21 protein-coding genes are annotated in these 26,860 nt (G+C 68.6%); 13 read left to right on the top strand and 8 right to left on the bottom strand.

Features of this window, described 5'->3' with window-relative positions; genetic code table 11:
* The first annotated feature begins 887 nt into the window (after positions 1 to 887).
* From gnd to AC4HOU_RS09040, 5 genes are all read left to right on the top strand, one after another.
* Positions 888 to 1,919, top strand: a complete 1,032-nt coding sequence (gene gnd / locus AC4HOU_RS09060) for a phosphogluconate dehydrogenase (NAD(+)-dependent, decarboxylating) (RefSeq protein WP_163814508.1) — start codon at positions 888 to 890, stop codon at positions 1,917 to 1,919.
* A 191-nt stretch (positions 1,920 to 2,110) separates the two neighbouring features.
* Positions 2,111 to 2,776, top strand: coding sequence for a hypothetical protein (locus tag AC4HOU_RS09055; RefSeq protein ID WP_163814507.1), 666 nt, complete (start codon positions 2,111 to 2,113; stop codon positions 2,774 to 2,776).
* A gap of 217 nt (positions 2,777 to 2,993) precedes the next feature.
* The gene (locus tag AC4HOU_RS09050; protein ID WP_195020249.1) at positions 2,994 to 3,881 is read left to right on the top strand and encodes an ABC transporter ATP-binding protein; all 888 of its coding nucleotides are present in this window, start codon (positions 2,994 to 2,996) and stop codon (positions 3,879 to 3,881) included.
* A 34-nt stretch (positions 3,882 to 3,915) separates the two neighbouring features.
* Positions 3,916 to 4,680: a DUF2705 family protein gene (locus AC4HOU_RS09045; protein ID WP_195020250.1), complete on the top strand. Its 765-nt coding sequence runs from the start codon at positions 3,916 to 3,918 to the stop codon at positions 4,678 to 4,680.
* Positions 4,681 to 4,754: 74 nt separating this feature from the next.
* Positions 4,755 to 5,246, top strand: coding sequence for a GbsR/MarR family transcriptional regulator (locus AC4HOU_RS09040; protein WP_163814504.1), 492 nt, complete (start codon positions 4,755 to 4,757; stop codon positions 5,244 to 5,246).
* A gap of 9 nt (positions 5,247 to 5,255) precedes the next feature.
* Here AC4HOU_RS09040 and AC4HOU_RS09035 read toward each other — a convergent pair whose 3' ends face one another.
* Positions 5,256 to 5,633 (bottom strand): hypothetical protein, encoded by a 378-nt coding sequence (locus AC4HOU_RS09035; protein ID WP_195020251.1) that lies wholly within the window; start codon positions 5,631 to 5,633, stop codon positions 5,256 to 5,258.
* 327 nt (positions 5,634 to 5,960) lie between these two features.
* Here AC4HOU_RS09035 and AC4HOU_RS09030 point away from each other — a divergent pair, with 327 nt between their 5' ends.
* Positions 5,961 to 7,424: an alpha/beta hydrolase gene (locus AC4HOU_RS09030; RefSeq protein WP_195020252.1), complete on the top strand. Its 1,464-nt coding sequence runs from the start codon at positions 5,961 to 5,963 to the stop codon at positions 7,422 to 7,424.
* A 74-nt stretch (positions 7,425 to 7,498) separates the two neighbouring features.
* Here AC4HOU_RS09030 and AC4HOU_RS09025 read toward each other — a convergent pair whose 3' ends face one another.
* Both AC4HOU_RS09025 and AC4HOU_RS09020 read right to left on the bottom strand, forming a co-directional pair.
* Positions 7,499 to 8,920, bottom strand: a complete 1,422-nt coding sequence (locus AC4HOU_RS09025; RefSeq protein ID WP_490724470.1) for a lipase family protein — start codon at positions 8,918 to 8,920, stop codon at positions 7,499 to 7,501.
* Entirely contained in the window at positions 8,917 to 10,185 is a 1,269-nt protein-coding gene (locus AC4HOU_RS09020; RefSeq protein WP_195020253.1) for a hypothetical protein, read from the bottom strand. The genes AC4HOU_RS09025 and AC4HOU_RS09020 overlap by 4 nt, the downstream gene beginning before the upstream one ends.
* A 556-nt stretch (positions 10,186 to 10,741) precedes the next feature.
* Here AC4HOU_RS09020 and AC4HOU_RS09015 point away from each other — a divergent pair.
* Positions 10,742 to 11,302, top strand: coding sequence for a dihydrofolate reductase family protein (locus AC4HOU_RS09015; RefSeq protein WP_194991612.1), 561 nt, complete (start codon positions 10,742 to 10,744; stop codon positions 11,300 to 11,302).
* A 193-nt stretch (positions 11,303 to 11,495) separates the two neighbouring features.
* Here AC4HOU_RS09015 and AC4HOU_RS09010 read toward each other — a convergent pair whose 3' ends face one another.
* Positions 11,496 to 12,818 (bottom strand): acetyl-CoA C-acetyltransferase, encoded by a 1,323-nt coding sequence (locus AC4HOU_RS09010; RefSeq protein WP_163814499.1) that lies wholly within the window; start codon positions 12,816 to 12,818, stop codon positions 11,496 to 11,498.
* A gap of 270 nt (positions 12,819 to 13,088) precedes the next feature.
* Between AC4HOU_RS09010 and AC4HOU_RS09005 the strand changes: the two genes are divergently transcribed.
* Together AC4HOU_RS09005 and AC4HOU_RS09000 are read left to right on the top strand one after the other, a co-directional pair.
* Positions 13,089 to 14,444: a 3-oxoacyl-ACP reductase gene (locus AC4HOU_RS09005; protein ID WP_194991195.1), complete on the top strand. Its 1,356-nt coding sequence runs from the start codon at positions 13,089 to 13,091 to the stop codon at positions 14,442 to 14,444.
* Complete coding sequence (locus tag AC4HOU_RS09000; protein ID WP_138451261.1) at positions 14,441 to 15,310, top strand: MaoC family dehydratase; 870 nt, start codon at positions 14,441 to 14,443, stop codon at positions 15,308 to 15,310. The genes AC4HOU_RS09005 and AC4HOU_RS09000 overlap by 4 nt, the downstream gene beginning before the upstream one ends.
* A gap of 69 nt (positions 15,311 to 15,379) precedes the next feature.
* Here the strand turns inward: AC4HOU_RS09000 and AC4HOU_RS08995 are convergent, their stop codons facing one another.
* From AC4HOU_RS08995 to AC4HOU_RS08985, 3 genes are all read right to left on the bottom strand, one after another.
* Positions 15,380 to 16,576, bottom strand: a complete 1,197-nt coding sequence (locus AC4HOU_RS08995) for a DUF5685 family protein (RefSeq protein ID WP_195020254.1) — start codon at positions 16,574 to 16,576, stop codon at positions 15,380 to 15,382.
* A 282-nt stretch (positions 16,577 to 16,858) separates the two neighbouring features.
* Positions 16,859 to 17,458 (bottom strand): TetR/AcrR family transcriptional regulator, encoded by a 600-nt coding sequence (locus tag AC4HOU_RS08990; protein ID WP_490724364.1) that lies wholly within the window; start codon positions 17,456 to 17,458, stop codon positions 16,859 to 16,861.
* 106 nt (positions 17,459 to 17,564) lie between these two features.
* The gene (locus AC4HOU_RS08985) at positions 17,565 to 18,728 is read right to left on the bottom strand and encodes a glycoside hydrolase family 3 N-terminal domain-containing protein (RefSeq protein ID WP_195020255.1); all 1,164 of its coding nucleotides are present in this window, start codon (positions 18,726 to 18,728) and stop codon (positions 17,565 to 17,567) included.
* Positions 18,729 to 18,870: 142 nt separating this feature from the next.
* On the opposite strand from AC4HOU_RS08985, the gene AC4HOU_RS08980 reads away from it, so the two are divergent.
* The 4 genes from AC4HOU_RS08980 to AC4HOU_RS08965 all read left to right on the top strand — a co-directional run bounded on the left by AC4HOU_RS08980 (position 18,871) and on the right by AC4HOU_RS08965 (position 25,492).
* On the top strand, positions 18,871 to 19,338 hold the full coding sequence (locus AC4HOU_RS08980) for a universal stress protein (protein WP_163814495.1): 468 nt from the start codon (positions 18,871 to 18,873) through the stop codon (positions 19,336 to 19,338).
* A 109-nt stretch (positions 19,339 to 19,447) separates the two neighbouring features.
* Positions 19,448 to 20,539 carry an isochorismate synthase gene (locus AC4HOU_RS08975; protein ID WP_163814494.1) on the top strand — a complete coding sequence of 364 codons (1,092 nt, stop codon included), beginning with the start codon at positions 19,448 to 19,450 and terminating at the stop codon, positions 20,537 to 20,539.
* A gap of 124 nt (positions 20,540 to 20,663) precedes the next feature.
* Positions 20,664 to 20,834, top strand: a complete 171-nt coding sequence (locus AC4HOU_RS08970) for a DUF2613 domain-containing protein (RefSeq protein WP_081597515.1) — start codon at positions 20,664 to 20,666, stop codon at positions 20,832 to 20,834.
* 332 nt (positions 20,835 to 21,166) lie between these two features.
* Positions 21,167 to 25,492, top strand: coding sequence for an alpha-(1->3)-arabinofuranosyltransferase (locus AC4HOU_RS08965; protein ID WP_490724363.1), 4,326 nt, complete (start codon positions 21,167 to 21,169; stop codon positions 25,490 to 25,492).
* Between the two features lie 103 nt (positions 25,493 to 25,595).
* Here the strand turns inward: AC4HOU_RS08965 and AC4HOU_RS08960 are convergent, their stop codons facing one another.
* Positions 25,596 to 26,780 carry an acyltransferase family protein gene (locus tag AC4HOU_RS08960; protein WP_195020257.1) on the bottom strand — a complete coding sequence of 395 codons (1,185 nt, stop codon included), beginning with the start codon at positions 26,778 to 26,780 and terminating at the stop codon, positions 25,596 to 25,598.
* Between the last annotated feature and the right edge of the window lie 80 nt (positions 26,781 to 26,860).

The following is a 26,860-nucleotide window of genomic DNA, read 5'->3' as shown; positions in this document are numbered from 1 at the left end:
CAGATGCTCGGGCGGCGAATCATGCCTCTGCTGCGGGCCCGGCTCATGCGCGGGCCCCCGCCGGGAATCGCGCGCGAGCCCCGGGCGCGAGTCGTGCGCGAGCCCCTGGCGCGGATCGAACGCGCTGTCCGGCGCTGGCCCCGGCGGATCGGCGGGCATCGGGATCCGGAGGGTCGCCCGGTCGAGCGGCGAACTCGCGCGACCGAACCCCGGCGCAGGATCGGAGGCAGGCTGTTCGACGCGTGGCCGATCCCCCGGGGCGACGCCACCCGGCTGGGGACCGCCGGGGCGCTCGGCACGCGGATTTTGTGCGGGCCGCTCGGCACCGCGCGGATTTTGCGCGTTTAGACCCGGCGCCGCCGGTGAATCCTGGGGCTGCGGGTGCCGATGGTCCGCGAGCGGCTCCTGCGCCTGCTGGGACTCCTGTGCCGACCGACCCTGCTCGGCCTGGAGGCGCTGTTGCTGCTGGGCGCGGGCCGATTCGAGGAACTGTCGTAGCCCGCCGTTGGTGGGCTGTGCGCGGCGGGCGGGCTCGGATCTCTCGCCGCGTCCGGTGTTCGACTCGCCGGTCACGAATCGTCCTCCCCACATCGGGTTACAAGTTTTCCAGCGCGGTGCGCGCTCGCCCAACGATAACGGTCGGCACCGACCACGTCAGTGCCGCACAGATCACACTGGACCGCGACCCAGCAAACGATCGGCAAAGACGCAGTTCGCACACCAAAAGGCTCCGTGCAGTTGCCGGGTCGGGGGTCTGGCAACTACACGGAGCCGATCTGTCTATCGGCGCCGCATTCGCCGCGTTACACCCGCCTGCCACATCAATTTTCTCCGGCGCGGGACAATCGTGCGCGACCAGGGGTGACGACGAGCGAGGAGATGATGGCATGCAGCTGGGAATGATCGGCCTCGGCCGGATGGGCGCCAACATCGTGCGCCGGATCGTCGCCGACGGGCACACCGCCGTCGGCTATGAACGCCACGCTCCGCATATCGACGAACTCAGCGCCGAACTGGGCGCCTCGTTCTCCGGAACCACCGATCTGGCCGAGTTCGTCGGCAGGCTGGAGACGCCCCGTGTGGTGTGGGTGATGATCCCGGCAGGCGCGACCGGCGCGGTCATCGACCAGGTCGCCGAACTGCTGGAGCCCGGCGACATCATCATCGACGGCGGCAACAGCCGCTACCACGAGGACATCGAACGGGCCGAGCGACTGGCCCCCAAGGGCATCCACTACGTCGATATCGGCACCTCCGGTGGTGTTTTCGGCCGCGCCCGCGGTTTCTGCCTGATGATCGGCGGCGAGGCCGACCAGGTGAAGTACCTCGACCCGCTCCTGCGTTCGATCGCGCCCGGCGTGGACGCGGCGCCGCGCACCCCCGGTCGCACCGGGGAGCCCTCCCCCGCCGAACAGGGGTATCTGCACTGCGGACCGGCCGGCGCGGGGCATTTCGTGAAGATGGTGCACAACGGCATCGAGTACGGCGCCATGGCCGCCTACGCCGAGGGTCTCAACATCCTGCACAAGGCCGATTACGGCGCCGAGTACGACGGCGGCGCGCATTCGGCCGAGGAGACCCCGCTCGAGCATCCCGAGTACTACCGCTACAAGATCGACATTCCCGAGGTGACCGAGGTGTGGCGGCGCGGTTCGGTGGTGGCCTCCTGGTTGCTGGATCTGACCGCCGCCGCCCTGCACGCCGACCCGAACCTCGACTCCTTCGGCGGCCGCGTCTCCGATTCCGGCGAGGGTCGCTGGACCATCGACGCCGCCATCGACATCGGCGTCCCGGTTCCCGTCCTTTCCGCCGCGCTGTTCCAGCGCTTCTCCTCGCGCGGCGAATCCCACTACGCCGACAAGATGCTCTCCGCCATGCGCAAGGCCTTCGGCGGCCACAACGAGCTGCCGCAGGAATAGGACGCCGCAGTCTCTTCTTGACGTGCGCGTCAACGATTGCGCTTCGGGTAAGCGGGATATATTCGGCGCGACCGGCGGACCGGGTGATCAGGATCATCGGCTGTTGCGCGTGCGGATCGGCGCTGTCGAGGTGTCGACTCTAGGTACCGAACGACCGTCGTGCTGCGGCGGGAGGCTAGGAGGCTGGATCTATGCTGCGGGAATTCCTGGACAAGGGTGTGGTGTCGGCGCTGGATCGCGCCGCGCACGCACAGGCGCCGGTGGTGACGAAGTATGCGGCGTGGCTGCGGGACCGGCATCCGGAGGAATCACCCGACGAGATCGTGCGGCGCCTGGAGCGGCAGTACTTGATCGCGGTGACCGCCAGCGGTGTCGGTGTGGGGTTGAGTGCGGCAGTGCCAGGCGTGGGCACGGTGGTGGCGTTGTTCGCGACCGGCGCCGACACGCTGGTTTTCCTGGAGGCCTCGAGCGTGCTGGCCACCGGGGCTGCAGCGGTGCACGGGATGACGCCGGAGGAAGTCCTCGACGACCATCTCGTCTCGGCCGTGGTCCTCGGCCAGGCCGGGACGAAGGCATTGGGACAAACGGCGGGCCATGCCGCCGGCAAGTGGGTCGATGTGCTCGGCGACCGGATCCCGGTGCTGAACCGCATGGACGATTCGTACATGAAGCGCTTCCTGGTCCAGTTCGTGGTGAAACGCGGTGCGCTGATGTTCGGCAAGGTGATCCCGGCCGGTATCGGCGCGGTGATCGGCGGCGTCGGCAACAACGCCCTCGGGCGGACCGTGATCGCGAACTTGCGCAGCACGCTGGGGCCGGCGACGTCGGCCCAGGAACCCGCGCCGGTCAACGCCTGAACGGTCGCGGCGGCCTGAACTCGCCGGCTCCCTTGTCGGTGCGCCGGCCCGCCGGTGACACATAACCCCAGGTCATAGGCAAACCAAGCCCGCGCGATTACGAAGTTCCCCGCAGAACGCTTGACACGTTCTTTGTGTTCAGTCTTTACTGAACACATCAGTATTTACGGAACACGCGAGTCCCCACCGGCCACCGGAATCCTCTGCAAGGAGCATCATGACCACCGCCGCCATTCGCACCGAGGGCCTCACCAAGCACTACGGCAAGCATGTCGCGCTCACCGACCTGCACCTCGAGGTGTTCGAGGGTGAGGTGTTCGGATTTCTCGGCCCCAATGGGGCGGGCAAGTCCACCACCATCCGGATCCTGCTCGACCTGATCCGGCCGACGTCGGGCCGGGCGGAAGTTCTCGGCATGGACCCACGCGCCGGCGGAGCCGAACTGCGCCACCGAATCGGTTATCTGCCCGGCGAATTGGCGATCGAGGGCCGCCATTCGGCGCGCGAACTGCTGACCTTTCTCGCCGACCGGCGCGGCGACGTCGCCCGGCGGCGCATCGTGGAACTGGCCGAGCTGCTCGACCTCGATCTGTCCAAGAAGGTCGGCTCGATGTCGAAGGGCAACAAGCAGAAGGTGGGCATCATCGCCGCCTTCATGCACAATCCCGCCCTGCTGATCCTGGACGAACCCACCTCCGGGCTCGATCCACTACTGCAACAGCGCTTCCTGGACCTGGTGACCGAGGCGAAGAACAATGGCCAGACGGTGTTCATGTCCTCACACATCCTCACCGAGGTGCAGCAGACCGCCGACCGCGCCGTCATCATGCGGGCCGGGAAACTGCTCGGCACCGAGAACGTCGAGGATCTGCGCAGGCGTTCGCCACGCGCGGTCGAGCTGGTATTCGGCGAGGAGATCTTCCCCGACGATTTCGCCCGGCTGCCCGGTGTACGCGATCTCGACATCGAGGGCAGCACGCTGCGCTGCACCACCGAAGGCGAGGTGGATTCGCTGTTCAAGGTCGCCGCCAAATATCAGCTGGTCAGTGTGCTGTCCAACGAACCGGACCTGGAGCAGATCTTCTTCAGCCGCTACGGCCGCTGAGCCCATATTTCCTTTCCGCACAGGAGCATTCGCCATGTCGAGCACCGTTTTCACCCAGACCTTGAAAGAACAGCGGCGCGGCCTGATCGGCTGGTCGATCGGCCTTGCCATCGTCCCGATGATCTACCTGCCGTCCTACCAATCGCTGAAAGAGCAGGGCTCGCTGGATATCCAGCAGAACAGCATGTACGACGCGATGGGTTTGAGCGATTTCGCCAGCGGCACCGGGTTTCTCAACTCCACGGTGTACTCGCTGATGGGTTTGCTGCTGATGCTGATCTTCGCGGTCACCATCGCCACCAGAACGGCCACCCAGGAGGAGAACGGCAGCCTGGATCTACTGCTGGCCCAGCCGATCAGCCGGACCGGACTGTTGGCGCAGCGTTTCGCCGCACTCGCGGTGCAGGTCGCGGTCGTCACGGCGGTGCTGACAGTGAGCGTGATCGCCGGCGCGAACTCCGGCAACCTCGAGGTGGAGACCGGAAATATCGTCGCGGCCAGTGCCGGGCTCGGGCTGCTCGCCCTGTTCGCCGGGGCCGTCGCGCTGCTGGTCGGCGCGGCGACCGGTAAGCGTTCGCTGGCACTCGGGGTGGCGGCGCTGCTCGCCGTCGCCGGTTACCTGGCCAACAACCTCGGCGACGACTGGCTGCGCAAGCTTTCCCCGTTCTACTACGCCAACGGCGATTCCCCGCTGGTCAATGGCTGGAACGCCGGGCATCTCGCGGTGCTGGCGGTGGGCGGCGGCCTCGCGCTGATCGCGGCGCTGGTGTGCTTCGGTCGCCGGGATCTGGCGGTGTGACGAACACGTCAGGGGCGGGCCGAGCCGGCCCGCCCCCTTTTCCCGTTTCTCCCGCCGGAAGGGATACTCGACCGATGACCAGTTCGGAACGCGACCCAGCGGCCCCGACCCCGGAGCAGTTGGCCTTCGTCGAGGATTTCGCGCTCGTGCTCGAACGCATGGGCCTGGTCCGCATGACCGGCCGCGCCATGGGCTGGCTGATGGTCTGCTCGCCGCCCGAGCAGACCTTCGCCCAGATCGCGGAGGCCTTGCAGGCGTCCAAGGGCTCCATATCCAACGCCCTGAAGAACCTGACCACGATGCGCTGGGTCGACAAGATCTCCAAACCCGGCGACCGCAAGGACTACTACATTCTGCGCGCGGGCGTGCTCCCCGAGCTCACCCGCCAGCAGAGCACCCAGTACGACGATCTGACCGCGATGACCTCCCGCGGCCTTGCCCTGTTCGCGGACCCCGACGGCGAGCAGGCCTCCCGGGTCCGCGAAATGCACGAGTTCTTCGTGTGGATGGGCAAAGAACTTCCGGCGTTGATCGACCGCTGGTACGCCGAACACCCGCGGGCCTGACGCGCGGCCTCACGCCTTTCGGCCGCGCACCCACGCGTACACGAAGCCCAGCGTGAAGCCGAGGTGCACGACGAGGAACACCGCGGCGAGGTCGCGGGCATCGCCGCTGAACACACCCCAGACATCGTTGGCGGCGACGGCGCCGAATCCGACAATATTGGCCGGCACCACACTGGCCTGCATCGCCGCCGGCTCCGCATTACGCGAGCTCCAGTTCAGCACCGCGATCCCCAGCAGCGGCCCGCCGAGCAGGCGAAGCAGGGCGATCAGTTCCGGCGACGGATCGTCGGGGACCGCGCCGACGCCGAACTGCGCGGGCACGAATATCAACGCCAGGCCGATGCCCGCGAGATAGATCGCCGTGGTCACGAAGAGCGGCTTGAGCATACGAACACCTCGGAATAGGACTGCGACGAATTCAGGATCGCAGAAATCCGCCGGCGCGGCGCGAGAAATGGGGCTCGATCACCGGGCCCGCGTCTGCACCCCCTTGTGCCCGTCGCTTGTGACGATCACCTGAGACACGGCAGAGGGTCGAGGCCGGATTCGTCCGCATGCCGAGAAATCCTCACCGTTCGACTGATGAGCCGCTGAGGGCGCGGCGGCGAACAAGCGTTGTCGCGCCCAGTTCGGCCGCGATATCCTGCTGGCCTGGAGGGGGTTCATATGCGAGGCAGTCGGTTTCGACAGTTCTGCATTGCCGTCACGGCTGCCATGATCATCGGTCCGACGCTCGGATCCGGTGCCGGCATCGCTACCGCGGAATCGGGGTTGGAGCGATTCGAGCGACAGCATGTGGAGTGGCAGGAGTGTTCGGACCCCGATCTGGCCGCCGTGCGCGGCGAATGCGCGCAGATCAGGGTGCCGCTCGATTACGGCGTGCCCGGCGGCCGGACGATCGGCCTCGCCATCTCGCGCGTGCCCGCGACCGATCCGGCGCGGCGGCGCGGTGTGCTGCTGACCAACAGTGGCGGTCCGGGCGCGCCGGGACTCGACCCGGGCAATGCGGTCGGGAACGGGCTGTCGGCCGAGGTGCGCGCGTCCTACGACCTCATCGGATTCGATCCGCGCGGAGTCGGGCAGTCCACGCCGGTCGACTGTGGATGGCCGCCGGGGCGGGTGCCGGGCGGCGATGGGCAGCCGGGTGCGGATCGTGCGGCCTTCGATCGCGATGTCCAGCGGGCCGCGCAGTTGGCGGCGCTGTGCCTCGGGGCGGAGGGCGGTGCGCTGCCGCATATCAATACCCGCGATACCGCGCGGGATATGCGGATGATCGCCGCGGTCCTCGGTGAGTCCACGATCAGCTATTACGGGCCTTCTTACGGCAGCTACCTCGGTGCCGTGTTCACCCAGATGTTTCCGGAACACAGCGACCGGATCGTGCTGGACAGCGTGGTCGACCCGGAACGGTACTGGCTCGGCACGTTCCAGGATTCGGGGGTCGCCAATGAGGCCGCACTGGCGGACTGGGCGGAGAAGGTAGCCGCCGAGCAGCAACAGTTCCAGCTCGGGGACAGTGCCGCGACCGTGCTGGCCACCGTTGGCGACCTCATCACGCGAGTGGCGCAGCGACCGATCGAAATCGCCGGGTTGACGGTCGACGACGACATCTTGCTCACGACGTTGAACCTCGCGCTGTCGTTCGGGCCGTATGCCGCTCAGCTGGCCGAGCTCCTGCATCAGCTCCGAGCCGTCGCCGATGGGGCCGCGGTAGCACCGATTCCACTGTGGGAGAACGTGCGTGGCTGGGTCGGCGGGAGCAGGATGTTCGAGGCGCATATGGCCGTCAAATGCGGCGACGTCGCCGCACCGCGCGATCCCGAGTGGTATTGGCGCAATATCGAACGCAGCCGGACCGAGCAGCCGATCTTCGGTCCGCTGTTCAACAACATCGCACCGTGTGCGTTCTGGCCCACGCCGCTCGAACCGCCCACCCGGATCCGGCATTCCGTGCCGGTGCTGCTGTTGCATGCCGACGGCGATATCCGCACCCCGTATTCGGGCGCGACGTCCATGCGCCGCCTGATGAGTGGATCGCGACTGGTCACGCTGCGTGATGTGCGTTGGCACGGCGTGCTCGGGCTCCCGAGTACCTGCGTGGCCGAGGCCGTCGACGCCTTCCTTCTGGACGGCTCACTACCGACGACCGATATCGAATGCCGGCTCGACCCAGCCTGATGGACCGGGCCGGCACCACACAGCCTCACGCAGATCGCGACCCTACTGGCCGCGAAGGTTGTGCCGCCCGCACATCAATCGAACTGCGCGTCCAGCCAATCAATGGTCTGCATACCGAAAAGATCGGTGCCCCAACCGTAGAGGTCGGTGATCATGCGGATCATGCTGCAATTGGAGGGCGCGTAGGTGACATCGGTTCCCTTGGAGCGGTAGATGTCGGCCAGTTCGCGCGAATCCGCGGCCGGCACCAGGGACATGAACGAATCGTCGGCGGCGCAGGAGGTGATGAGCACCTTCGACTCCGGCGCGCCCGCCTGCCCGAGGATGTTGTCGTCGTAGGCGCGCTGGAAAGCGGGCTCGTCGGCGGGATTGAGGCCGGAGGTGAACAGCATCTTCAGTGGCACGAACGGCATGCCGAAGTAGGCCGGGGTCTGGCATTGGGTGCGGAAGAAATCGGCGATGGCTTTGCCCGCGGGGTTGAGCTTTTCGTCGATCTTCATCTCGGGGTACCACGGTTCGAGTCCGAGCAGGGTCGCGAAGGCGAAGCCGGAACCGACCGAACCGTCGGCCACGCGCATGAAGTTGCGCGGCTTCACCACCATCCCTTCCAGAACGGTGGCTTTCACGTCCAGGTCCGGCGCGTAGGTGGGCTGGAGTTCGGCGGAGAAACCCGCGCCGACGCCGCCGCCCGCGATACCGAACAGACCCACCTGAGCCTTCGGGTCCAGGCCCGCTTCGCGGAAGTTCAAGGCCGCGCGGGCACCGTCGAGCTGGGCGTGGGCGGCGAACTTGCCGGCGAACACGCCGTGCGGTTTGCGGTCGGCGTCATTGCCGACGTCGGAGATCATGACCGCGTAGCCCTTGCCGAACAGCATGGCCAGCGGGCCGAGCGCCGACCAGGAGGCGCCGTCGAGCGGATCGCCGCCGGTCCACTGGGTGCTCGGGTGGCAGGACCAGCCGACGCTGTCGTTGGCTTCCTGATACGAGATCAGCTTGCGCTGGTCGTTCGGCTTACCGTCGACCGGGATCATCAGGATGCCGGTACTGATCACGGGCGTGACGCCGTCGACGCCGGTGGTCACGTACATCAACTTGTAGGCGTCGAGGTTCGCCGGTTTCACGCCGGAGAACATGACGTCGACCTTCTTGGATTTCAGGACCGTGCCGGGCTTCTCGTCACCGGTGAGCGGAGGTTCCTGATAGAAGGGGTCGTTGGCGAGCAGGGCCTGGAAGGCTTCGCCCGGTGCGGCGAGGGTGGCACCCTGGAGCGTGCCGACCACATAGCCGTTGAACACCTCGCCGAGGCCAGGCGTGCGCGGCGGCACGAAGGGTTCGGGCGGTGCGGGTTCGGGCTGCGCGAAGGCGATTCCGGCACCGGCGAACAGGGTCAGCGCGGCCGCCGACAGCGCGGTCAGCGGGCGGCGCAGCGATGATCGAGTACCACCGCTTGGCCGGCGCCGCTCCGAGTGCATGAATCGTGCTGCCTTCATGGTCAGTTCACCGCCATTTCCGCGCCCACCGGCGTCACCTTCATCTGCCGCACCGCCGAATCCAGCAGCTGCGGGATATTCAACAGCGGGCGATGCGATTCCATTTGCATTTCGTACGGCGTGCGCATAACCGCTTCCAGTGCGGGCCAGTTGTTTTCGACCTGCCACTTGTATTTCGGCAGCAGCTCGTTCGTGATGTATTCCCAGCGGGCATCGAGCACCGACCAGTTCCACTCCGGCAGCGGCATCGTCAGCAGCGCGGGGCGGCCGTCGGCCATCGTGAACGGAATACGCACGGGCTTGAATTCACGCGGCGGAGCCACGCCGGCCACCGACGGCGACCCGGCCGCGCCGCTGACGTAGGTGATGGCCTCACCGACCGCGCCCTTATAGGCCCGGACCGCATCCCACTGCCCGCCGATCGCCCAATCTTGTTCGCGGCGCAACAGGGTGGCATTGCCCGCGGCGATCCGGTCGCGATCGCCGGAAGCGATATCGCGCCAGGCGTTCATGATGTCGGCGCCGAAGAGCCCGGCGGCCTGGAATTCCTCCAGCGCGGGCAGCCCTCCGGTGACGTATGCGTCGTGCATGGGCATCAGATCGGAGAAGATGTTCTTCTGCATCACCAGGATCATCCCGATGATGTAGTGCAGATCCGCCGGCGTGATCTGCGGTCCCGCTTCGGCCAGTGCGGCCAGCCCGCGCGGCAGCATCGCGACGGCCTGCGGGCCCGCGGTCTGTTCGACCGCGCCGATCACCCCGCGCGCCGACTCCGACAGGCCGGGCAGCGAATAGATGTTGCTCATCAGCTCGAAATCGATGAGGCCGCCACCGAAATCGGCGCCGACCTGGCCACCCATGCCCGCCCACTGCAGTTCCCGGTGGGCCAGTTGCAAATCTTCGTAATAGCGGTACGACCTGATCAGGTTCTGCCGGTTGGCCTCGACGCCGGCCCGCGGATTCCACGCTCGCAGCTCGATTCCGGCCTTGTTGGTGGCGTCGACCAGCCAGTTTTGGTAGAGCAGGGCGGCGTAGCGGGTGGGGGCGACGCCCGCGCCGCGGGCCTGGTCGAGCAGGCCGCGCAGTTGGGCCGCGTCGTAGGGCAGGTCCGGATGTACTCCGCCCGGTCCCGCTTCGGCATTGCGGTTCACCAGCGGCAGGTCCAGATAGCGGTCCAGATCATCGGCCGCGGCCGGCGTCGCGGCCAGGCCCACTCCGACTGCGGCAGCGAGCAGCACCACTGCCGCGCGTAGCACTATTCCGATGCGCATCAGCCGTTCAGCCTTCCTCTCCGCACGCTCGATTTCTTGACCTCGAATTCAAGAAATGCGCGGTGTGACAGCACATTTCCCGCGGATAGCCACATTCCGAACAGACCGGCTCGGATGCCGAAACACCGATCGATCTCCACCCGGCCCCGACAGCCCAGCAGGTTACGAGCAGGTAAACACACCCTGACCGGCAAAATCAACCCTGCCACGCGCCAAGGCTCACGTCCGCGGAATCGGCGGAATCGAGCGGAGATCGCCTGGTAATCGCGCGACTATCGGCAGCGAGTCGCGGCAAACCCCGCTCGAGTTTCGATGCGAAGCAATGGAAAAGATCACAGAACGGTAACGTCAGGTGGTTCTATAGCGAATGCGACGCCTGACCCGCAAACGAGGCCGGATAGCAGCGAGCCGGTAGCGGACCGAACTGCCACCGCCCCACAGGGACCGACTTCGGCTTCCCGTCCGTGTCGGCCGTTCCGGCGTTCCGGGCCGGGTCGACCGGGAATGATGAGGGCGTTCCGCCCGAGTCCACGGCCCCGTCACCGAGGAGGTACCGGTGCTTCCCGTCACGTACTCGATGAGCGTTTCGCTGGACGGTTTCATTGCCGGCCCCGGCGACGACATCAGCTGGACCGCCCCGGAGCCGGAAGTCTTCCGCTTCCACATCGAGCAGACCCGCGACCTCGCCGGGATCGTGTGTGGGCGCAAGTTGTACGAGACGATGCTGGTGTGGGAGACCGCCGAGGAGACCATGACCGACGAGGCGGAATTGGAGTTCGCCCGGATCTGGCGGCCGATCCCGAAGGTGGTGTTCTCGACGACCCTGGAATCAGTGCAGGGCAATGCGCGCCTGGCCACCGACGACCTTGCCACCGAGGTCGGGCGGCTGCGGGATCGACCAGGCGACGGCGTGGTGGAGATCGGCGGGGCCACGCTCGCCGCGGCCGCCATTGCCGAGGACTTGATCGACGAGTACCGCCAGTTCGTCTACCCGATCATCGTCGGCGCGGGCACGCCGTACTTCCCGCCGCGCGCCGAGGCGCTCGAGCTGGAACTGGTGGAGTCGCGGGCGCTGAGCCCGCGCGTCGCCTACCTGCGCCACCGGCGCACGCGCTGAATTCCGCGGGCAGCCTCGAAATCCGCGCGGCACGCGCCTCGTAAGAAGCCGCGCGCCTCGTAAGAAGCACTAGCGGGTGGGAGGAGCGGAGGATGGCCGGCGATCCGCACTTTACCCACAACTGAAAGGGTGGCACCCGGCCAGCCGCCGGATGCCACCCTGCACATCGGGATTCGCGCGAACGCGGAGCGGATCAGCGCTCCAGGATCGCGACGACGCCCTGCCCACCCGCGGCGCAGATGGAGATGAGCGCGCGGCCGGAACCCTTCTCGGCCAGCATCTTCGCGGTGGAGGCCACGATGCGGCCGCCGGTGGCGGCGAACGGGTGGCCCGCGGCCAGCGAGGAACCGTTGACGTTGAGCTTGCTGCGGTCGATCGAGCCGAGCGCGCCGTCCAGGCCGAGGCGCTCCTTGCAGTACTGGTCGGACTCCCAGGCCTGCAGGGTGGCCAGCACGACCGAGGCGAAGGCCTCGTGGATCTCGTAGTAATCGAAATCCTGCAGGGTCAGGCCGTTGCGGGCGAGCATGCGCGGCACCGCGTAGGTGGGCGCCATCAGCAGCCCGTCCGGGCCGTGGATGTAATCGACGGCGGCGACCTCGGAATCCACCAGGTGCGCGAGCACCGGCAGGTTGCGCTCGGCGGCCCATTCGTCGCTGGACAGCAGCACCGCGGAGGCACCGTCGGTGAGCGGGGTGGAGTTACCCGCGGTCATCGTCGCGTCACCGGCCTTGACGCCGAAGACCGGCTTCAGGGTGGCCAGCTTCTCGATCGAGGAGTTGGGGCGCAGGTTGTCATCGCGGGTCAGCCCGAGGAACGGGGTGATCAGATCGTCGAAGAAGCCGCGATCGTAGGCGGCGGCCATGTTCTTGTGCGACAGGTAGGCCAGCTCGTCCTGGGCCTCGCGGGCGATGCCGAATTCCTTGGCGGTGATGGCGGCGTGCTCACCCATCGACAGGCCGGTGCGCGGTTCGGCGTTGCGCGGGATCTCGATGCCGAGCATGCTCGGGCGCAGCTGGCCGACCAGCTTCAGGCGGTCCTTGTTGGTCTTGGCGCGGTTGGCGTCGAGCATCCATTCGCGCATCCCCTCGCTGACGCCGATCGGCGCATCGGAGGTGGTGTCGGTGCCGCCGCCGACGCCGGCGTCGATGCGGCCCGCCGCGATGGCGTCACCCACGGTGACGATGGCCTGCAGGCCGGTGCCACAGGCCAGCTGCAGGTCGTGCGCGGGGGTGTAGGGGCTGAGCTTGCTGCCGAGCACGCTCTCGCGGATCATGCCGTGCTCGCCGACCCGCTTGAGCACCGCGCCGCCGACGACCATGCCGAGGCGCTCGCCCTGCAGGCCGAAGCGGCTGACCAGGCCGTCCAGGGCGGCGGTGAACATGTCCTGGTTGGAGGCGTGGGCGTACGCCTTGTCGGAACGAGCGAACGGGATCCGGTTACCGCCAACGATCGCGACCGGACGCGGCTGCTTGGTGGTGGTGGCCGTGCTCTTCGTCGAACGGGCTTTGCTAGTCACTCGAGTCTCCAAGGTCTCGTCGGGATCTTCCGCCGCGCCCCGGACGCTGGTGCGGAACCCCTCCACACGGTTCGGCGCCCGGTCGCAATCGGTTTACATTAAACTTACTCTGGAGTAAGTTTGTTGTCGATACCGCACCCCGCAATTGTGCGCTCGCGCACCTCACGGGCGATGCCTGCGCCGCTGGTCAGGCAGCCTATGGAGTGTTGCGAGCGCAAACAGGGGGACGCACCGACATCCAAGACATCGAGCACAGAAAAGGTGGGAATCGTGGCAGCCAAGAGCAAGGGTGCACCCAACCTCTACGGATCGTTCGTCCATTCCGCCCCCGGCGCCTTCCTGGCGAGCAAGCTGGGCCTGCCGCAGCCGGAAACCCTGCGGCGCTACGTCAAGGGTGAGCCCGCACTGCCGGGCCCGGTGCTGCTGGGCGGTAAGGGCCGGGTCGCCGAACCGATCCGTGCCCTGCTCACCGACTACACCTTCGCCGACGCCCCCAGCCAGGGCACCAAGTACGGCGCACTGGTCTTCGACGCCACCGGCATCGGCACCATCGAGGACCTCTCGCAGCTGTTCGAGTTCTTCCAGCCGGCCATGCGCAGCATCGCCGCCTCCGGCCGCGTCGTCGTCATCGGCACCACGCCGGAACTGGCTTCCAGTGTCGACGAGCAGATCGCCCAGCGCGCGCTCGAGGGCTTCACCCGCAGCGTCGCCAAGGAACTGCTGCGCGGCGCCACCGCCCAGCTGGTGTACCTGCACCCGGAGGCCTCCGCCGCCGCCACCGGCCTGGAATCCACGCTGCGGTTCCTGCTCTCGGCCAAGTCGGCGTTCGTCGACGGCCAGGTGATCCGGGTCGGCAAGGACGACGCCGTCGCCCCCGCCAGCTGGGACCGCCCGCTCGAGGGCAAGGTCGCCGTGGTCACCGGCGCCGCCCGCGGCATCGGCGCCACCATCGCCGAGGTCTTCGCCCGCGACGGCGCCCAGGTGATCGTCGCCGACATCCCGGCCGCCGGTGAGGCGCTGTCGGAGACGGCGAACAAGGTCGGCGGCACCGCGCTCGCGCTCGACGTCACCGCCCCCGACGCCGCGCAGAAGCTGGCCGAATTCGCCACCGAACGCTTCGGCGGCATCGACATCATCGTGCACAACGCCGGCATCACCCGCGACAAGCTGCTGGCCAACATGGACGAGGGCCGCTGGAACTCGGTCATCAACGTCAATCTGGCCGCGCCGCATCGCATCACCGAGGGCCTGGTGTCCTCCGGCGCGCTGCGGGCCGGTGGCCGCGTCATCGACGTGTCCTCCATCGCCGGTATCGCCGGTAACCGCGGCCAGACCAACTACGGCGCGTCCAAGGCCGGTGTCATCGGCATGGTGAACGCCGAGGCGCCGAAGCTGGCCGAGAAGGGCATCACCATCAACGCCGTCGCACCCGGTTTCATCGAGACCGCGATGACCGCCGCCATCCCGCTGGCCACCCGCGAAGCCGGCCGGCTGATGAGCTCGCTGCTGCAGGGCGGCCAGACCGTGGACGTGGCCGAGACCATCGCCTTCTTCGCCAGCCCGGCGTCGAACGCGGTGAACGGCAACGTGGTTCGCGTCTGCGGTCAGAGCCTGATCGGAGCATGATGACCGAGACCATCACTCTCACCGAGCCGCCGAAGAACGGCAAGCTGTACCTGAAAGCCGCGCTCGGCTCGGTACCGCTGCCGCTGGTCTCGGCGCGTAAACCGACGCTGCCCGACCGCGAGATCAAGCTCGACGGCGTGCGGGTCGATCCCGATCACCTGGCGGCCTACTGCCGGGCGACGGGCCTGCGGTTCGGTGATTCGCTGCCGCTGACCTACCCGTTCATCCTCACCTTCCCGGTGGTGATGCAGCTGGTGGTGCAGCGCGACTTCCCGTTCGTCGCGGTGGGTGCGGTGCACGCGGAGAACGTCATCGAACGCACCCGCGAGATCTCGGTCAGCGAACCGCTCGACATCACCGCCCATATCGAGAATCTGCGCGAGCACCCGAAGGGTCTGCTGGTCGACGCGATCAGCGAGATCCGGGTGGGCCGCGAGCTGGTGTGGCGTCAGGTCACCACCTTCCTGCACCAGCAGCGCACCTCGCTCTCGGGTGGGCCCAAGCCCGAACCCAAACCCGACGAGGTGCCGCCGCCCCCGCTGCGCACCCTGCGGGTGGATCAGCCGACGATCACGCGGTACGCGGCTGCCTCCGGCGACCACAACCCGATCCACACCTCCGCTCTCGGCGCCAAGGCGTTCGGGTTCCCGAAGCCGATCGCGCACGGCATGTGGTCGGCGGCAACGGTTCTCGGCTCGATCGAGGGCCGGATTCCGGAGCAGGTCACCTACTCGGTGAAGTTCGGTAAGCCGATCTTCCTGCCGTCGACGGTGAACCTGTACGCCGATCAGGCCGACGGCGGCTGGGATCTGGCGCTGCGGCACCCGAAGAAGGGGTATCCGCATCTGACGGCCACCTTGCGCTGAATCGGATGGACTCGATGGGAGCCGCGCATCTTTCGGGGTGCGCGGCTCTTTCCATGCGTGCGCTGCGATTCAGCAGTCGCAACCGCATCCGTCGCAGCAGCACCCATCGCAACAGCCGCCCCCGCCTTCGCCCCCACCGCAGCAGCTGCCGCAGTTCGAGCAGCATTCGGCGCCGTCACAGCAGTTGCCGAGGTTGTTCTTCCACCAGGCTTCTTTCTGTTCCCCGCTGCACGGGCTGGTGTGGTCGGCACAGCATGCGTAGCCGGTGCAGTAGACGCCGAGCACGATGGTGAGCGCCTCACCGATGCCCGGGCGGCGGGTCGGCGGGCGATGGCGGGTGCGCTGCGCCCGCGCCCCGGGGCGCGGCTCGGACTCTTGCCGCGGCACCGAGCAGGCGTGTGCGGCCAACACACCTACCCCGCCTCCGATGCGGCGCACCAGTGCCCGTAGCGGATCGAGCAGCATCCACCGGACGGCGGGCTCGTCGGCGAGGTCGGTGGACGCCAGCGCCGCGCGCAGCCGCGAATCCGATTGATGCAGCAACTCATACGCTTGCGGCATGCCGGTGCCGGTGGCAGCGAGCGGGTTGAATCTCCCGCGTTCGCGATCGGCGTCGAAATCCTCGATGGCGTCCGCGAGATGGGCGATCCGGCCGAAGTGGCCGCCCGCCTCGCGCAGTGCCGCGATATTGTCCGGCCGGTCGGCGAGCACCGCCGAATGGGCGAAGAATTCCGCTGCGCACATCCGGCTCGGCTCGGTCAGCTCGTCGAGGGAGAGCAGGTGGGCGCGGCGTTCACGATCGGATTGCGAATCGAGTGCCGCCACGAGCGGTTCCACATCGAACCCGATCAGCCGGGCCTGGCGTCGGGCGGCGTCGGCCCAGCGGCTCGACATCTTCGCCATCGGGCGGCGGGTCAGCGCGGGGCTGTCACCGTCATCGACATGGTCGCGAATCTCGGCCGCCCCCAACAGCAGTGACGCCGTCGAGGCCAGCATGATCCCCTTCGAATCGGCCGTCGCGACCTGTGCGCGTCGCATACCGCGCAGCGCGCACGGACCGGCGGTGGTCCGCTCCGCCCGCCCTTCGAGCTGTGCCTCGGTGAGCATGCTCAACACGATCGCGTCGGTATTGGTAGCGCTGCGGGCCAGTTGCCCGTGCCCGTCGCGCAGGCCGAGACACAGTCCACACATATGCGCCTGCCACTGCCCCGGATCCACCCCGTACTTCGCCGCGCTGTGCGCGCACGGCTTCAGCAACCCGAACAACTGTCCCCTCCGCAAGTCTTGCCGACATCCCCGGCCCCGTAGAACGCATCGAACTCTCGCACCTGCCGCGCCGGGCGGCAACTCCGCCGGCCCTCACCCCAACGTCGCCGTGGCGAACAGAAATCGACTTCACGCACCCGACGCTGCGCCGGTACGCACGGTGGTCGCTCGGGCCGGCAGTCACGACCCGCTCGCACTGACACCGCACCCGCCGAAGTGCATGCGACCGAGACGTCAGTGCGGGCGGATCCCCTGCCGAACCGATGCTCCCCGAAACCGGGGTTATTCGGCCTTCTTGCGGCCAGCCAGACCACTCCACGCCAGATCGTCGAGCAGGTCGACGGCCTTGGAGACTTCGATCCGCCCGGTGGCGACGCGGTCGGCGATGGCCTCGCCCGCACCGATCACGGCCGCCGCGACGACGTCGAAATCGGTGCCGGGTTCGGCGTGCTTGGCGCTGGATTCGAGCAGTTTGGCGGTCAGTTCGATGACGCGCTCACGGGCGTTCTCGATTTCGGAGGCGAAGGCTTGCTGGCCGATGGCCTGGCGGTAGAGCACCTGCCAGGAATGCCGGTTGTGGTCGACGAAACCGAGGAAGCCTTCCAGCGCGGTGCGCAGCTGTTCGTGCGGGGACAGCAGCGGATTCCCGGCCGGTGCCACGGATTCGATCAGGCGCAGGCCCTCGCGCTGGATGCAGGCGCGGAACAGATCGTCCTTGGAACCGTAGTAGAGGTAGAGCATCGGCTTGGAGATCTTGGCCTCGGCGGCGATGGCGTCCATCGAGGTCTCGTGGAAACCCTTACGCGAGAACACCTCGACGGCGGCGTCGAGCATTTGTTGCTCACGAACCGCCCGAGGAAGTCGCTTCGTTCCGCCCGCCATCCGCTCTCCTACTACAGGGTGAACACCCTATATTACTCCAAGGTAAGTTCTTGTTGGACAGATTTGCCCGGCAGTCGCTCAGAATGGGTTGTGCCCAGCGCGGCTCTCAGCAGTGCAGTGGCGCACCCTTGAACCACGCCATCCGCAATACCGACGCATCCACCTGCGCGATGGGCAGCCGCCCGCTCCACACGGCCTGCTCGAGCCGGTCGAGCACCTGCGGAACAGCATCGGTGGTGATCCACAGCGCGTTGTCGGCACCGGCCACCAGCGAGGCCTCCACCGCCTCCGGGATGCTCATGCGGTCGGTGATGGCCGCCATGCCGCCGAGATCATCGGTGAAGATCGGGCCGTCGAAGGGGGCCGCGCCGTAACCGGTGCCCTTGCGCAGCAGTTCCATCGCCGCCGGGCTGATGCTGGCGGGCACGTTCGGCGCCGTCAGCCCGGGCACGTCCAGATGGCCGACCATCACACCCGCGCCCGAACCCACCAGGTCGCGGAAGGGCACCAGATCGCGGTTCTGCAACTGATCCAGCGGTGGGGTGCGTACCGCGCCGAGATGCGAATCGCCGGAACCGGCGCCGTGCCCGGGGAAATGCTTCATGACCGTGCCGACCCCGACCTCGCGCATCGCGCGGATGTAGGCGCCGGCGTACTCGGTGACGACCATCGGATCATCGGAGAAGGACCGGTCGCCGATCACGGAGTTGTCCGGCTGGCTGCTGACGTCGACGTCGGGCGCGAAATTCACCGTCACGCCGAGGTCTTTGAGCGCCTTACCCCGTTCCAGGGTGGCGGTGTAGAACTCCTCGGTGGTCATCGTCTCGGCGGTCTGCCGCGCCGAGGGTGCGGGGCCGATCAGGTCGCTGACCCGCGATACCCGCCCGCCCTCTTCGTCGATGGTGACCATCAGCGGCACGTTCGCCGCCGCCTTCACCTGCTCCACCTGGCCGTCGGCCAGCAGCGACTGATCGGTCCAGCCGCCGATGAAGATGCCGCCGACCTGGTGATCACGCACCACGGCCAGCGCGTCGGCGGTGCTGTTCACGCCGACGGTGAGCAGCTGGGCCAGCTTCTGGCGCGGGGTGAACTTCGCCAGATAGTCGGCCGAGCAGTCGCGCTCGCGGGTCGTGGTGGCACCCGGCGTCGCCGCGGGGGTCGCTTCGGTGGCGACCGGACGCGTGGTGGCCGAGTTTCCGGCGTCGCCGCCGGAACAACCGGTGGCGATGGCAGCCAGTACCGCGAACAGGACGAGAGGCGTCTTGCGCATGTATCGACGGTAATCCGCGCGCCCGGGTCGGCGGTAATCCGTTCGGCGTGCCGGGGTAGCCGCGCGCCCGCGCGGGAGCGGCTCACCGGCCCGCTCCGGGAGTAACCTGAGGACGTAGCCAGGAGACCACCGGGAGGTCGCCGTGTCCTGCGATCTGATGCTCATCGCCTATGACGGATCCGAGCACGCCAAACGGGCCATCGAATACGCCGGACGATTCCTCACCGCCGACCGCGCCGTCGTGCTCACCGCATGGGAGCCCATGGTGCGCCAAGCCGCCCGCATCTCCGGGCTGTCCGGGGTGATGCAACCGGAATGGGTTCCCGACGAGGAGATCGAGGACGTCGCCTACGTGTCGGCCCGCGAAACCAACCGCGAGGGCGTCCGCCTGGCCGCATTGGCCGGGCTCAACGCCGAGGCCAGAACCGCCGAATGCACCTCGACGATCTGGAACGCCATCGTCGAATGCGCCGACGAACTGAACGTCGACATCATCGTCGCGGGCACCCGCGGCGCCACCGGGATCCGCGCGCTGCTGCACAGCAGCGTGGCCGACGCGGTGCTCAAGCATTGCCATCGGCCGGTCTTCCTGGTCCCGCCGGAGAAATGAACCGTCGAGCCGGGCACGGTTGCTGGTTGCGCCTGCGCGCGATGAGATCTACGTCGCCCCGGCGGACGTAGCTCACCAACTCGGGGAAATCCGGGGCTACCGTCGGGCTATGGACGGGTTCTTGCTGGCAACCCCGGACGGAGTGGTCCGGGCGCACGACACGCGCGCCACCTTCGACGACGCACAGCGGGCAGTCACCGCGCTGCGCGACCGAACGGCCGCGATGGTGGTGGGGGCCCTGCCCTTCGACCCGCGGGAACCGGCGGCGTTGAGCGTGCCGGGACGGGTGGAACACACCGCGGGCCCGTGGCGCCCGGCCGCGGTTCCCGAGCTGCCGCCGGTGAGCGTCATCAGTGAGTTGCCGAGCACCGGCGAGCACCTGGCGCGGGTGGCGAAACTGGTCGAACAGCTCGGCGATACCCGGCAGCCGTTGCGCAAAGTGGTCGCGGCGCGTTCGGTGCTCGCGGCCGCCGACGAACCGCTGGACGCGCAGGTGGTGGCCGCGCAGTTGCTCACACGACATCCGCGCGCACACGTCTACGCGGTGGATCTGACGCCGGCCGGACGCCCGGGCGAGACGCTGGTCGGCGCGACACCGGAGGTGCTGGTCTCGCGGCACGGCACGACCGTCACGCTGCACCCGCTCGCGGGCACCCTGCCGCGCCTGGCCGATCCGGACGCCGACGCCGTGCAGGCCGGTGAACTGCTTGCCAGCACCAAGAATCGCGACGAGCACGCCTTCGTCATCGACTGGATCGCGGAGAAACTGCGCCCGCTGTGCAGCTCGCTCACCATCCCGGACGGCCCGGAATTGGTGCAGACCCAGCAGGTCTGGCATCTCGGCACCCCGATCACCGGCACCCTGCGCGACCCCGCGCCCACTGCCCTCGAACTGGCGCTGCTGCTGCATCCGACGCCCGCCGTCTGCGGCACGCCCACACCGCAGGCCCTGGAGGCGATCATCGAGCTCGAAGGAGATCGCGGGTTCTACGGCGGGGCCGCAGGCTGGTGCGACGCGGACGGTGACGGCGACTGGGTGGTGGCGATCCGCTGCGCCGAGATCGCGGCCGATGGACTGTCGCTGCGCGCCTTCGCCGGCGGCGGGATCGTCGCGGCCTCGGAGCCGCGCGTCGAACTGGACGAGACGACCGCCAAACTGCGTACCCTGCTCGACAGTCTCAATTGCGCGCTGCCTGATTGACCCCCGTCACCAGCCGATCCGGAAATATCTTTTCGCTATAGCAGACCTGCGCGTACGCGAATCCCCGAAGTCCTGCTAGGTTGGCCGGGAATACCTGCCTTCCGCGAAGTATTGGAGTGCCCCGATGAAGTTTGCTGTACCTGGTGCCGCTAGTGCGGTCGCCGGCGCCGTCCTGGGTGCGATCGCGGTGTTCATCATCACGGCGGCAGTGCAGCAGAACACCCGCCCGGAGATCGACCGCAGCGGCGACGCCGACTCCTCGCTGTTGAACAACGTCGAATACGGCAGCCGCTGATCCACACCCGGTTTTCCACGGATCGCTCGCGCCCGGCGCGAGCGATCCGCTAGCTGCGGTGCCCGCCGATCTCGCGCAGCACCGCGGCACGAACACCCGCGCGAACCTTCCACCTCATCGCCGCCTGCCGTCCACGCGGCGCCGCATTCGCACCTCGATCGACCACCGTCGAGCCCTGTCCGCGATTCGCTCCGCGCCACCGCGTCGTCCGGATCGCCGCTACGCCGCGATCCCCCGCCTGAACAGGCTCGGCTGCGTGGGCCCGGCGCAGGGCGCGGCTACCCTCGCGTGTGCTCGCTCCCATGCCCGCGACGCCGACTGATACGAACGTGATGCCCGACGACACCAGAACCCCCGTGCGCCCACCGGCGGCCGACCGGCCGGCCACGGGCGCCCGCGACGCGGCAAGGGCACCCGCGGAGACCGCCCCGCTGGGGAGGCGCTGGTTCGCGGGCACAGTCGTCGCCGCCTTCCTGCTGACCTTCCTCCAGGCGCCCGGACTCACCGTCGCCGACACCAAATACGACCTGGCCGAGAACCCGCTCGGCTTCCTGGACCGCGCCTCGCACATGTGGAGCAGCCAGGCCCCGATGGGGCAGGTGCAGAACCAGGCCTACGGATACTTCTTCCCGCACGGCAGTTTCTTCTCCCTCGGCGATCTGCTCGGGCTGCCCGCCTGGGTGACCCAGCGGATCTGGTGGGCGCTGCTGTTGCTCGCCGGCTTCTGGGGAATCGTCAAGCTGGCCGAAACGCTCGGCATCGGCAGTCGCGGCTCGCGCGTGATCGCCGCGCTGGCGTTCACACTGTCACCGCGGGTGCTCACCACGCTCGGGTCGATCTCCTCGGAGACCTTGCCGATGGTGCTTGCGCCGTGGGTACTGCTGGCTCCGGCCGCGCTCGGCACGGCCTATCAGCGACGGCGCGGTGGCGCGCGCTCACCCGCGGGCAGTGCGCTGGCCTTGGCGCTGATGGGCGCGGTGAACGCGGTGGCGACCGTCGCCGCCTTCCTGCCCGCGCTGCTGTGGTGGGCGTCGTATCGGCCGAATCGCCGCTGGTGGCGGTTCACCGCGGCATGGATTCCGCTGCTTGTGCTCGCCACGTTCTGGTGGGCGGTGCCGCTGCTGCTACTCGGCCGGGTGAGCCCACCGTTCCTCGACTACATCGAATCCTCCGGCGTCACCACCCAGTGGGCCTCGCTCGGTGAGGTGTTGCGCGGCACCGACAGCTGGACGCCGTTCGTCTCGCCCGAACGCATCGCGGGCGCGGTGCTGGTCACCCAACCCGCCGCGGTGCTGGCCACCGGCCTGATCGCGGCGGCGGGCATGGCCGGACTCGCCATGCGGTCGATGCCGGGACGCGGCCGGCTGACGTTGATCCTGTGCGTCGGACTGGTCGGCATCAGCGCCGGATACGTCGGCGAACTCGGCGGTCCCTTCGCCGAATCGGTGCGCGTATTCCTGGATTCGACCGGCGCCCCGCTGCGCAATGTGCACAAGCTCGAACCGCTCATCCGCATCCCGCTGGTACTGGGTCTCGCGCATCTGATCGCCCGCGTGCCGCTGCCCGCCTCGGTACCGATGCCGGTCTGGCGCAGCGCGTTCGCCCATCCCGAACGGGACCGGAAAGTCGCGGTGACGGCGTTGATCCTGACCGCCCTCGCGCTGTCCACCTCGCTGGCCTGGACCGGCAAGCTGGCCCCGCGCGGCGCCTACGACGAGGTCCCCGAGTACTGGCGCCAGACCGCGCAGTGGTTGAACGACAATGCCGCCGACACGCGTGCGCTGGTGGTGCCCGGTGCGCCGTTCGGCAGCCAGGTGTGGGGCCTGACCCGCGACGAACCGCTGCAGGCGCTCGCGCGGACGCCGTGGGCGGTACGCGACGCGGTGCCGCTGAATCCGCCCGGCACCATCCGCGCGATGGATTCGGTGCAGCGGCTGATCGCCGACGGGCGCCCGTCGGCCGGGCTGGCCGCGACGCTGGCCGGGCAGGGAATCGGCGTGGTGGTGCTGCGCAACGACCTGGACCCGGACACCTCGCGGTCGACCCGGCCCATGCTCGCCCATCAGGCGCTCGACCATTCGCCGGGGCTGCGCAAGGTGGCCGAGTTCGGCGATCCGATCGTCACCGGCGTCATCGCCGATGGGCTGGTCGCCGACGGCGATCTGCGCCCGGCGTACCCGGCCGTCGAGATCTACCGGGTCGACATACCGACGCCGGGAACCCCGGCCGAGCTGCGCAGTGGCACCGGCGCACCGGACGAGCTGCCCGGCGCCTACACCGTCCCGCTGAGCACCGTGCCCACGGTGCAGGGCGGGCCGGAAGTGCTGGAGCGGCTCAATCGCGATCCCGGTGCCGGCGCCGAACCCCGGCTGCTCGCGGCCGACCGGGAACGCGCCGGACTGCCCATGGGGCCGGTGACCATCACCGATACCCCGATGGCGCGCGAAACCGATTTCGGCAAGGTCGACAACCATAATTCGGCGCTGCGCGCACCCGACGACGCGCGCCGCACCCACAATCTGGTGCCCGACTATCCGGTTCCCGGCGCGGAACCGGTGCGCGGCGAATGGTCCGGTGCGACCGTCACCGCGTCCAGTTCCGCCGCCGACGCCACCCAGATCGGCGGTTCCGCGCCGGGTAGCTCCACCGCGGCCGCCGTCGACGGCGATCCCGCCACCGGCTGGGTCAGCAATGGCGCCGAACGCGCGGTGGGCCAATGGCTCCGGCTCGATCTCGACCAGCCCATCCGTGCCGGACTCTTGCGGTTGACGACCAGCGCGGCCGCCATCGGCGATCCGGTGAAGTGGGTGGAGGTGCGCACCGCCAACGGCAGCGTGTCCGCGCGTATCTCCGAACCCGGTGCGCAGGTGTCGATTTCGCTGCCTGCCGGGACGACCAGCTGGATGACCATCACCGCCATCCGCACCAGGGATGGCACGGCGGGCGGCCAGTTCGGCATCAGCGAACTCACCCTCGACGACTATTCGGTCCGCGACGCCCCGGTGCGCGTCGACATCCAGCACCGCACGGTGCTCCCACCCGCACCCGAGGCGGCGACCGTCGCCGGCTGGGATCTCGGCCAGGAATTCCCCGGCCGCAGCGCCTGTTTCGACGCGCCCGATCGAGTGCGCTGCGGGAAGGGCCTGGCACTCGCGCCGGAAGAACTCGGCGCCTTCCAGCGGACGCTGTCGGTGCCCGACGGAGTGACCGTCACGCCCGAGCTGACCGTGCGGACCCGGCAGGGACCGGCGCTCGAAGCCCTGCTCACCGATCCGCGCCGCCCGATCGCGCGCGGCAAGTCCGACGTGGGCGACCTGCGCGGTTCGGCGTTCGCCGCCACCGACGGCGACCCGCGCACCAGCTGGACCGCACCCGAGGACTCGGTGCGAAACCTGCTCGGCGCCAGGCCCACCCTGACCATCGAGCTGCCGGAACCGGCGCTGGTGACCGGCCTCGACATCACCTCCTCGCTGGGCGGGCTGCCCGCCGCGCCGACCTCCGTCGCCGTGAACCTCGGCAATGGACCGCAGGTGCGCGAACTCGACGACGAAACCACCCGGATCTCGCTGCACCCCACCGTCACCGACCGCATCGAGCTCACCGTGCAGAGCTGGGATTCGGTCCTCGACCGCACCGCGCTCGGCTTCGCCCAGACCCAGCCGCCCGGCCTGGCCGAGGTGTCGGTACTCGGGCCGGACTATCCGGCGCCCGCCGACCCGGACCGGTTGATCACGGTCGGCTGCGCGGACGGGCCGACCGTGGCATTGGGTGGCGTGGTCTTCCAGACCTCGGTCACCGCGACCGCTGCCGAACTACTGTCGGGCGCACCGGTTTCCGCGCGGGTCTGCGGAATCGATGCGGCCCAGACCGATCCGGGTGCGGCAGCTGCCGATTCCGACGACGCCTCAGGTGCACCGGACTCGGCGCCGAGCCCGGCCGTCGACCTGTTCCCCGGCCGCGTCGACGTGATCGCCGCCCCGACCGAGCTGTTCTTCGTCGACCGATTGCGGCTGGACGATCCCGCGGTCGACCCGGTGCCGGATCCGCCGGTCGCCGGCGGGCCGCGACTGTTGGTCCTTCCGCTCAGCACCAACGTCGGCTGGACCGCCGAAACCGCCGACGGTCGTGAACTGGACCCCGTCGTGGTCGATGGCTGGAAACAGGGCTGGCTGCTGCCCGAAGGCACGCAAGGCCCGATCACCGTCGCATTCCCCGTCGACCGCTGGTATCGCCTGGCCATTTTCGGCGGGCTGCTGCTGTTGATCCCCCTTGCCGCCCTCGCCATTCCACGCCGCGGCCGCCCGCTGCCCGACAGCCCGGCCCCGCGCACCTGGCGTACCCGCTGGGTCCCCGCCGTCGGACTCGCCGCCGCCACCACGATCATCTCCGGCCCGGTCGGCACCGCCCTCACCGCGGCCGGCCTCGCCCTGATCCGCTTCGTGCCGCGCATCCCGCGCACCGCGCTGGTCGTCGTCGCCGGCGTGGGCACGACCATTTCGGCGGCCGCGCTGTCGACGGGACCGTGGCGCTCCCCCACCGGTTATATGGGTGGTTCGCTGTGGGTGCAGCTGCCCGCCCTCGTCGCCGTCATCGCGGTCGGGATCGCCGTTCTGCCGCCACGCAAGGGTGGGTCGCCCGAGTCCGATCAGTTGCCGTAGGGCGAGCCGGCAGCCGGATGCCACGAATACGCTGAGCCGCAGGTCATCCGATCGCCGTACGGGTTCGGCGGCGCGGCGATGGGCCGATTGCCGTCGGTAACCGCTACGCGTCGGCCGTCTGCTCCGCCTTGCGCGCCGCTGCCAGCTGCTCGCGGCGGCGCACGTAACGGCGCACCGGCTCTTCGATCAGGGCATAGCTGGCGGCGGAGATGGGCAGGGTGATCGCGATGGTGAGGGTGAGCACGAGCAGGAAATCACCGCTGAACGGCACGATGCCGAAGACCGGGAAGACGATCGACAGCACGGCGAGATGCCAGATGAAGATGCCGTAGGACCAGCGGCCGATCGCCTGGCAGGCGGCGGATTCCAGCCATCGATGCGGCTTCTTCTCGGCATCGCGCAGGATCAGCGGCGCGAGCAGGGTGAATCCGATCAGCGCGCCCAGACCCATCTTCGCCGCGTACTGCCAGGGCTCGGCGCGGGTGAGCCCGGCGGGGCCGCCGAAGTTCGTCGCCGAGATCAGGAAGACGACCAGCGCCACGCTCCACATGAGGGGCTGATTTCCCGCGACCCGGCGAAAGCGCGATAGCGGCCGACTATCGAATATCACTTCGGCCAACAGCATGCCCGCGGCGAACCATGGCAGATATCCCGGCAGCCAATTGTCGGCGTGAATGGCATCCGGAGTCGGCACCGGAAGGAAATTCCAGCCGAGACTGATCAGCGCCAGCCCGAGCACCGCCGGAATGCGCGCCAGCGCCGCCGAACCGCGCAGACCCGACAGCGCGAAAGCCAGCAGCGGCAGCACCAGATAGAAGGCCACCTCCACCGACAGACTCCACATCTGGGTCAAGCCGTCGGTCAGCGTCAGGGGGATGAACACCTGCAACAGCAGCAGATTCGACAACCACACCCGGAAACCCGCGGTATCGGCCGCACTCGGCAGCAAGATCAGCACCACGCACACCACCACCCAGTAGGCGGGCAGGATGCGGGCCGCGCGGTGGCGCAGGTAGCGGCCCACTCCGGGGGCGGTGCCGAGCCCGCGCGCGGCCGCCGCATGCGGGCGCCACAGCAGGAACCCCGACAGCGCGAAGAACACCGCCACCGCCATATCGAAGCGCTCGAGCACCCGGCCGAGCACCGGAATCCCGGTCGCCGCGGTCTGGAAGGCGACATGGGTGAGCAGGACACCCAGTGCCGCCATACCGCGCATGCCCTCCAATGCGGGCAGGAAGGCGCGCGGACGAGCCGGGGCGTCCGTGGTGGTGGGTGCGGTGGCGATCATCGGGTCCAGTCTGCCCTGCGGATTTCGACATGAGAATCCGACATTTCACTTTTCGCGCTAGACTCGGGCGATTTTAGGTC

It is taken from the genome of Nocardia sp. JCM 38205, from assembly GCF_058222935.1.
This window is presented reverse-complemented; position numbering and strand designations above follow the sequence as displayed.

Excerpts from the sequence above, each read along its gene's own strand:
- AC4HOU_RS08975 (WP_163814494.1), top strand. The coding sequence starts at position 19,448 with ATGGACGGGTTCTTGCTGGCAACCCCGGACGGAGTGGTCCGGGCGCAC.
- gnd (WP_163814508.1), top strand. The coding sequence starts at position 888 with ATGCAGCTGGGAATGATCGGCCTCGGCCGGATGGGCGCCAACATCGTG.
- AC4HOU_RS09020 (WP_195020253.1), bottom strand. The coding sequence starts at position 10,185 with ATGCGCATCGGAATAGTGCTACGCGCGGCAGTGGTGCTGCTCGCTGCC.
- AC4HOU_RS08970 (WP_081597515.1), top strand. The coding sequence starts at position 20,664 with ATGAAGTTTGCTGTACCTGGTGCCGCTAGTGCGGTCGCCGGCGCCGTC.
- AC4HOU_RS09035 (WP_195020251.1), bottom strand. The coding sequence starts at position 5,633 with ATGCTCAAGCCGCTCTTCGTGACCACGGCGATCTATCTCGCGGGCATC.
- AC4HOU_RS09040 (WP_163814504.1), top strand. The coding sequence starts at position 4,755 with ATGACCAGTTCGGAACGCGACCCAGCGGCCCCGACCCCGGAGCAGTTG.
- AC4HOU_RS09050 (WP_195020249.1), top strand. The coding sequence starts at position 2,994 with ATGACCACCGCCGCCATTCGCACCGAGGGCCTCACCAAGCACTACGGC.
- AC4HOU_RS08985 (WP_195020255.1), bottom strand. The coding sequence starts at position 18,728 with ATGCGCAAGACGCCTCTCGTCCTGTTCGCGGTACTGGCTGCCATCGCC.
- AC4HOU_RS08990 (WP_490724364.1), bottom strand. The coding sequence starts at position 17,458 with ATGGCGGGCGGAACGAAGCGACTTCCTCGGGCGGTTCGTGAGCAACAA.
- AC4HOU_RS09000 (WP_138451261.1), top strand. The coding sequence starts at position 14,441 with ATGATGACCGAGACCATCACTCTCACCGAGCCGCCGAAGAACGGCAAG.
- AC4HOU_RS08960 (WP_195020257.1), bottom strand. The coding sequence starts at position 26,780 with ATGATCGCCACCGCACCCACCACCACGGACGCCCCGGCTCGTCCGCGC.
- AC4HOU_RS09045 (WP_195020250.1), top strand. The coding sequence starts at position 3,916 with ATGTCGAGCACCGTTTTCACCCAGACCTTGAAAGAACAGCGGCGCGGC.
- AC4HOU_RS09055 (WP_163814507.1), top strand. The coding sequence starts at position 2,111 with ATGCTGCGGGAATTCCTGGACAAGGGTGTGGTGTCGGCGCTGGATCGC.
- AC4HOU_RS09030 (WP_195020252.1), top strand. The coding sequence starts at position 5,961 with ATGATCATCGGTCCGACGCTCGGATCCGGTGCCGGCATCGCTACCGCG.
- AC4HOU_RS08965 (WP_490724363.1), top strand. The coding sequence starts at position 21,167 with ATGCCCGACGACACCAGAACCCCCGTGCGCCCACCGGCGGCCGACCGG.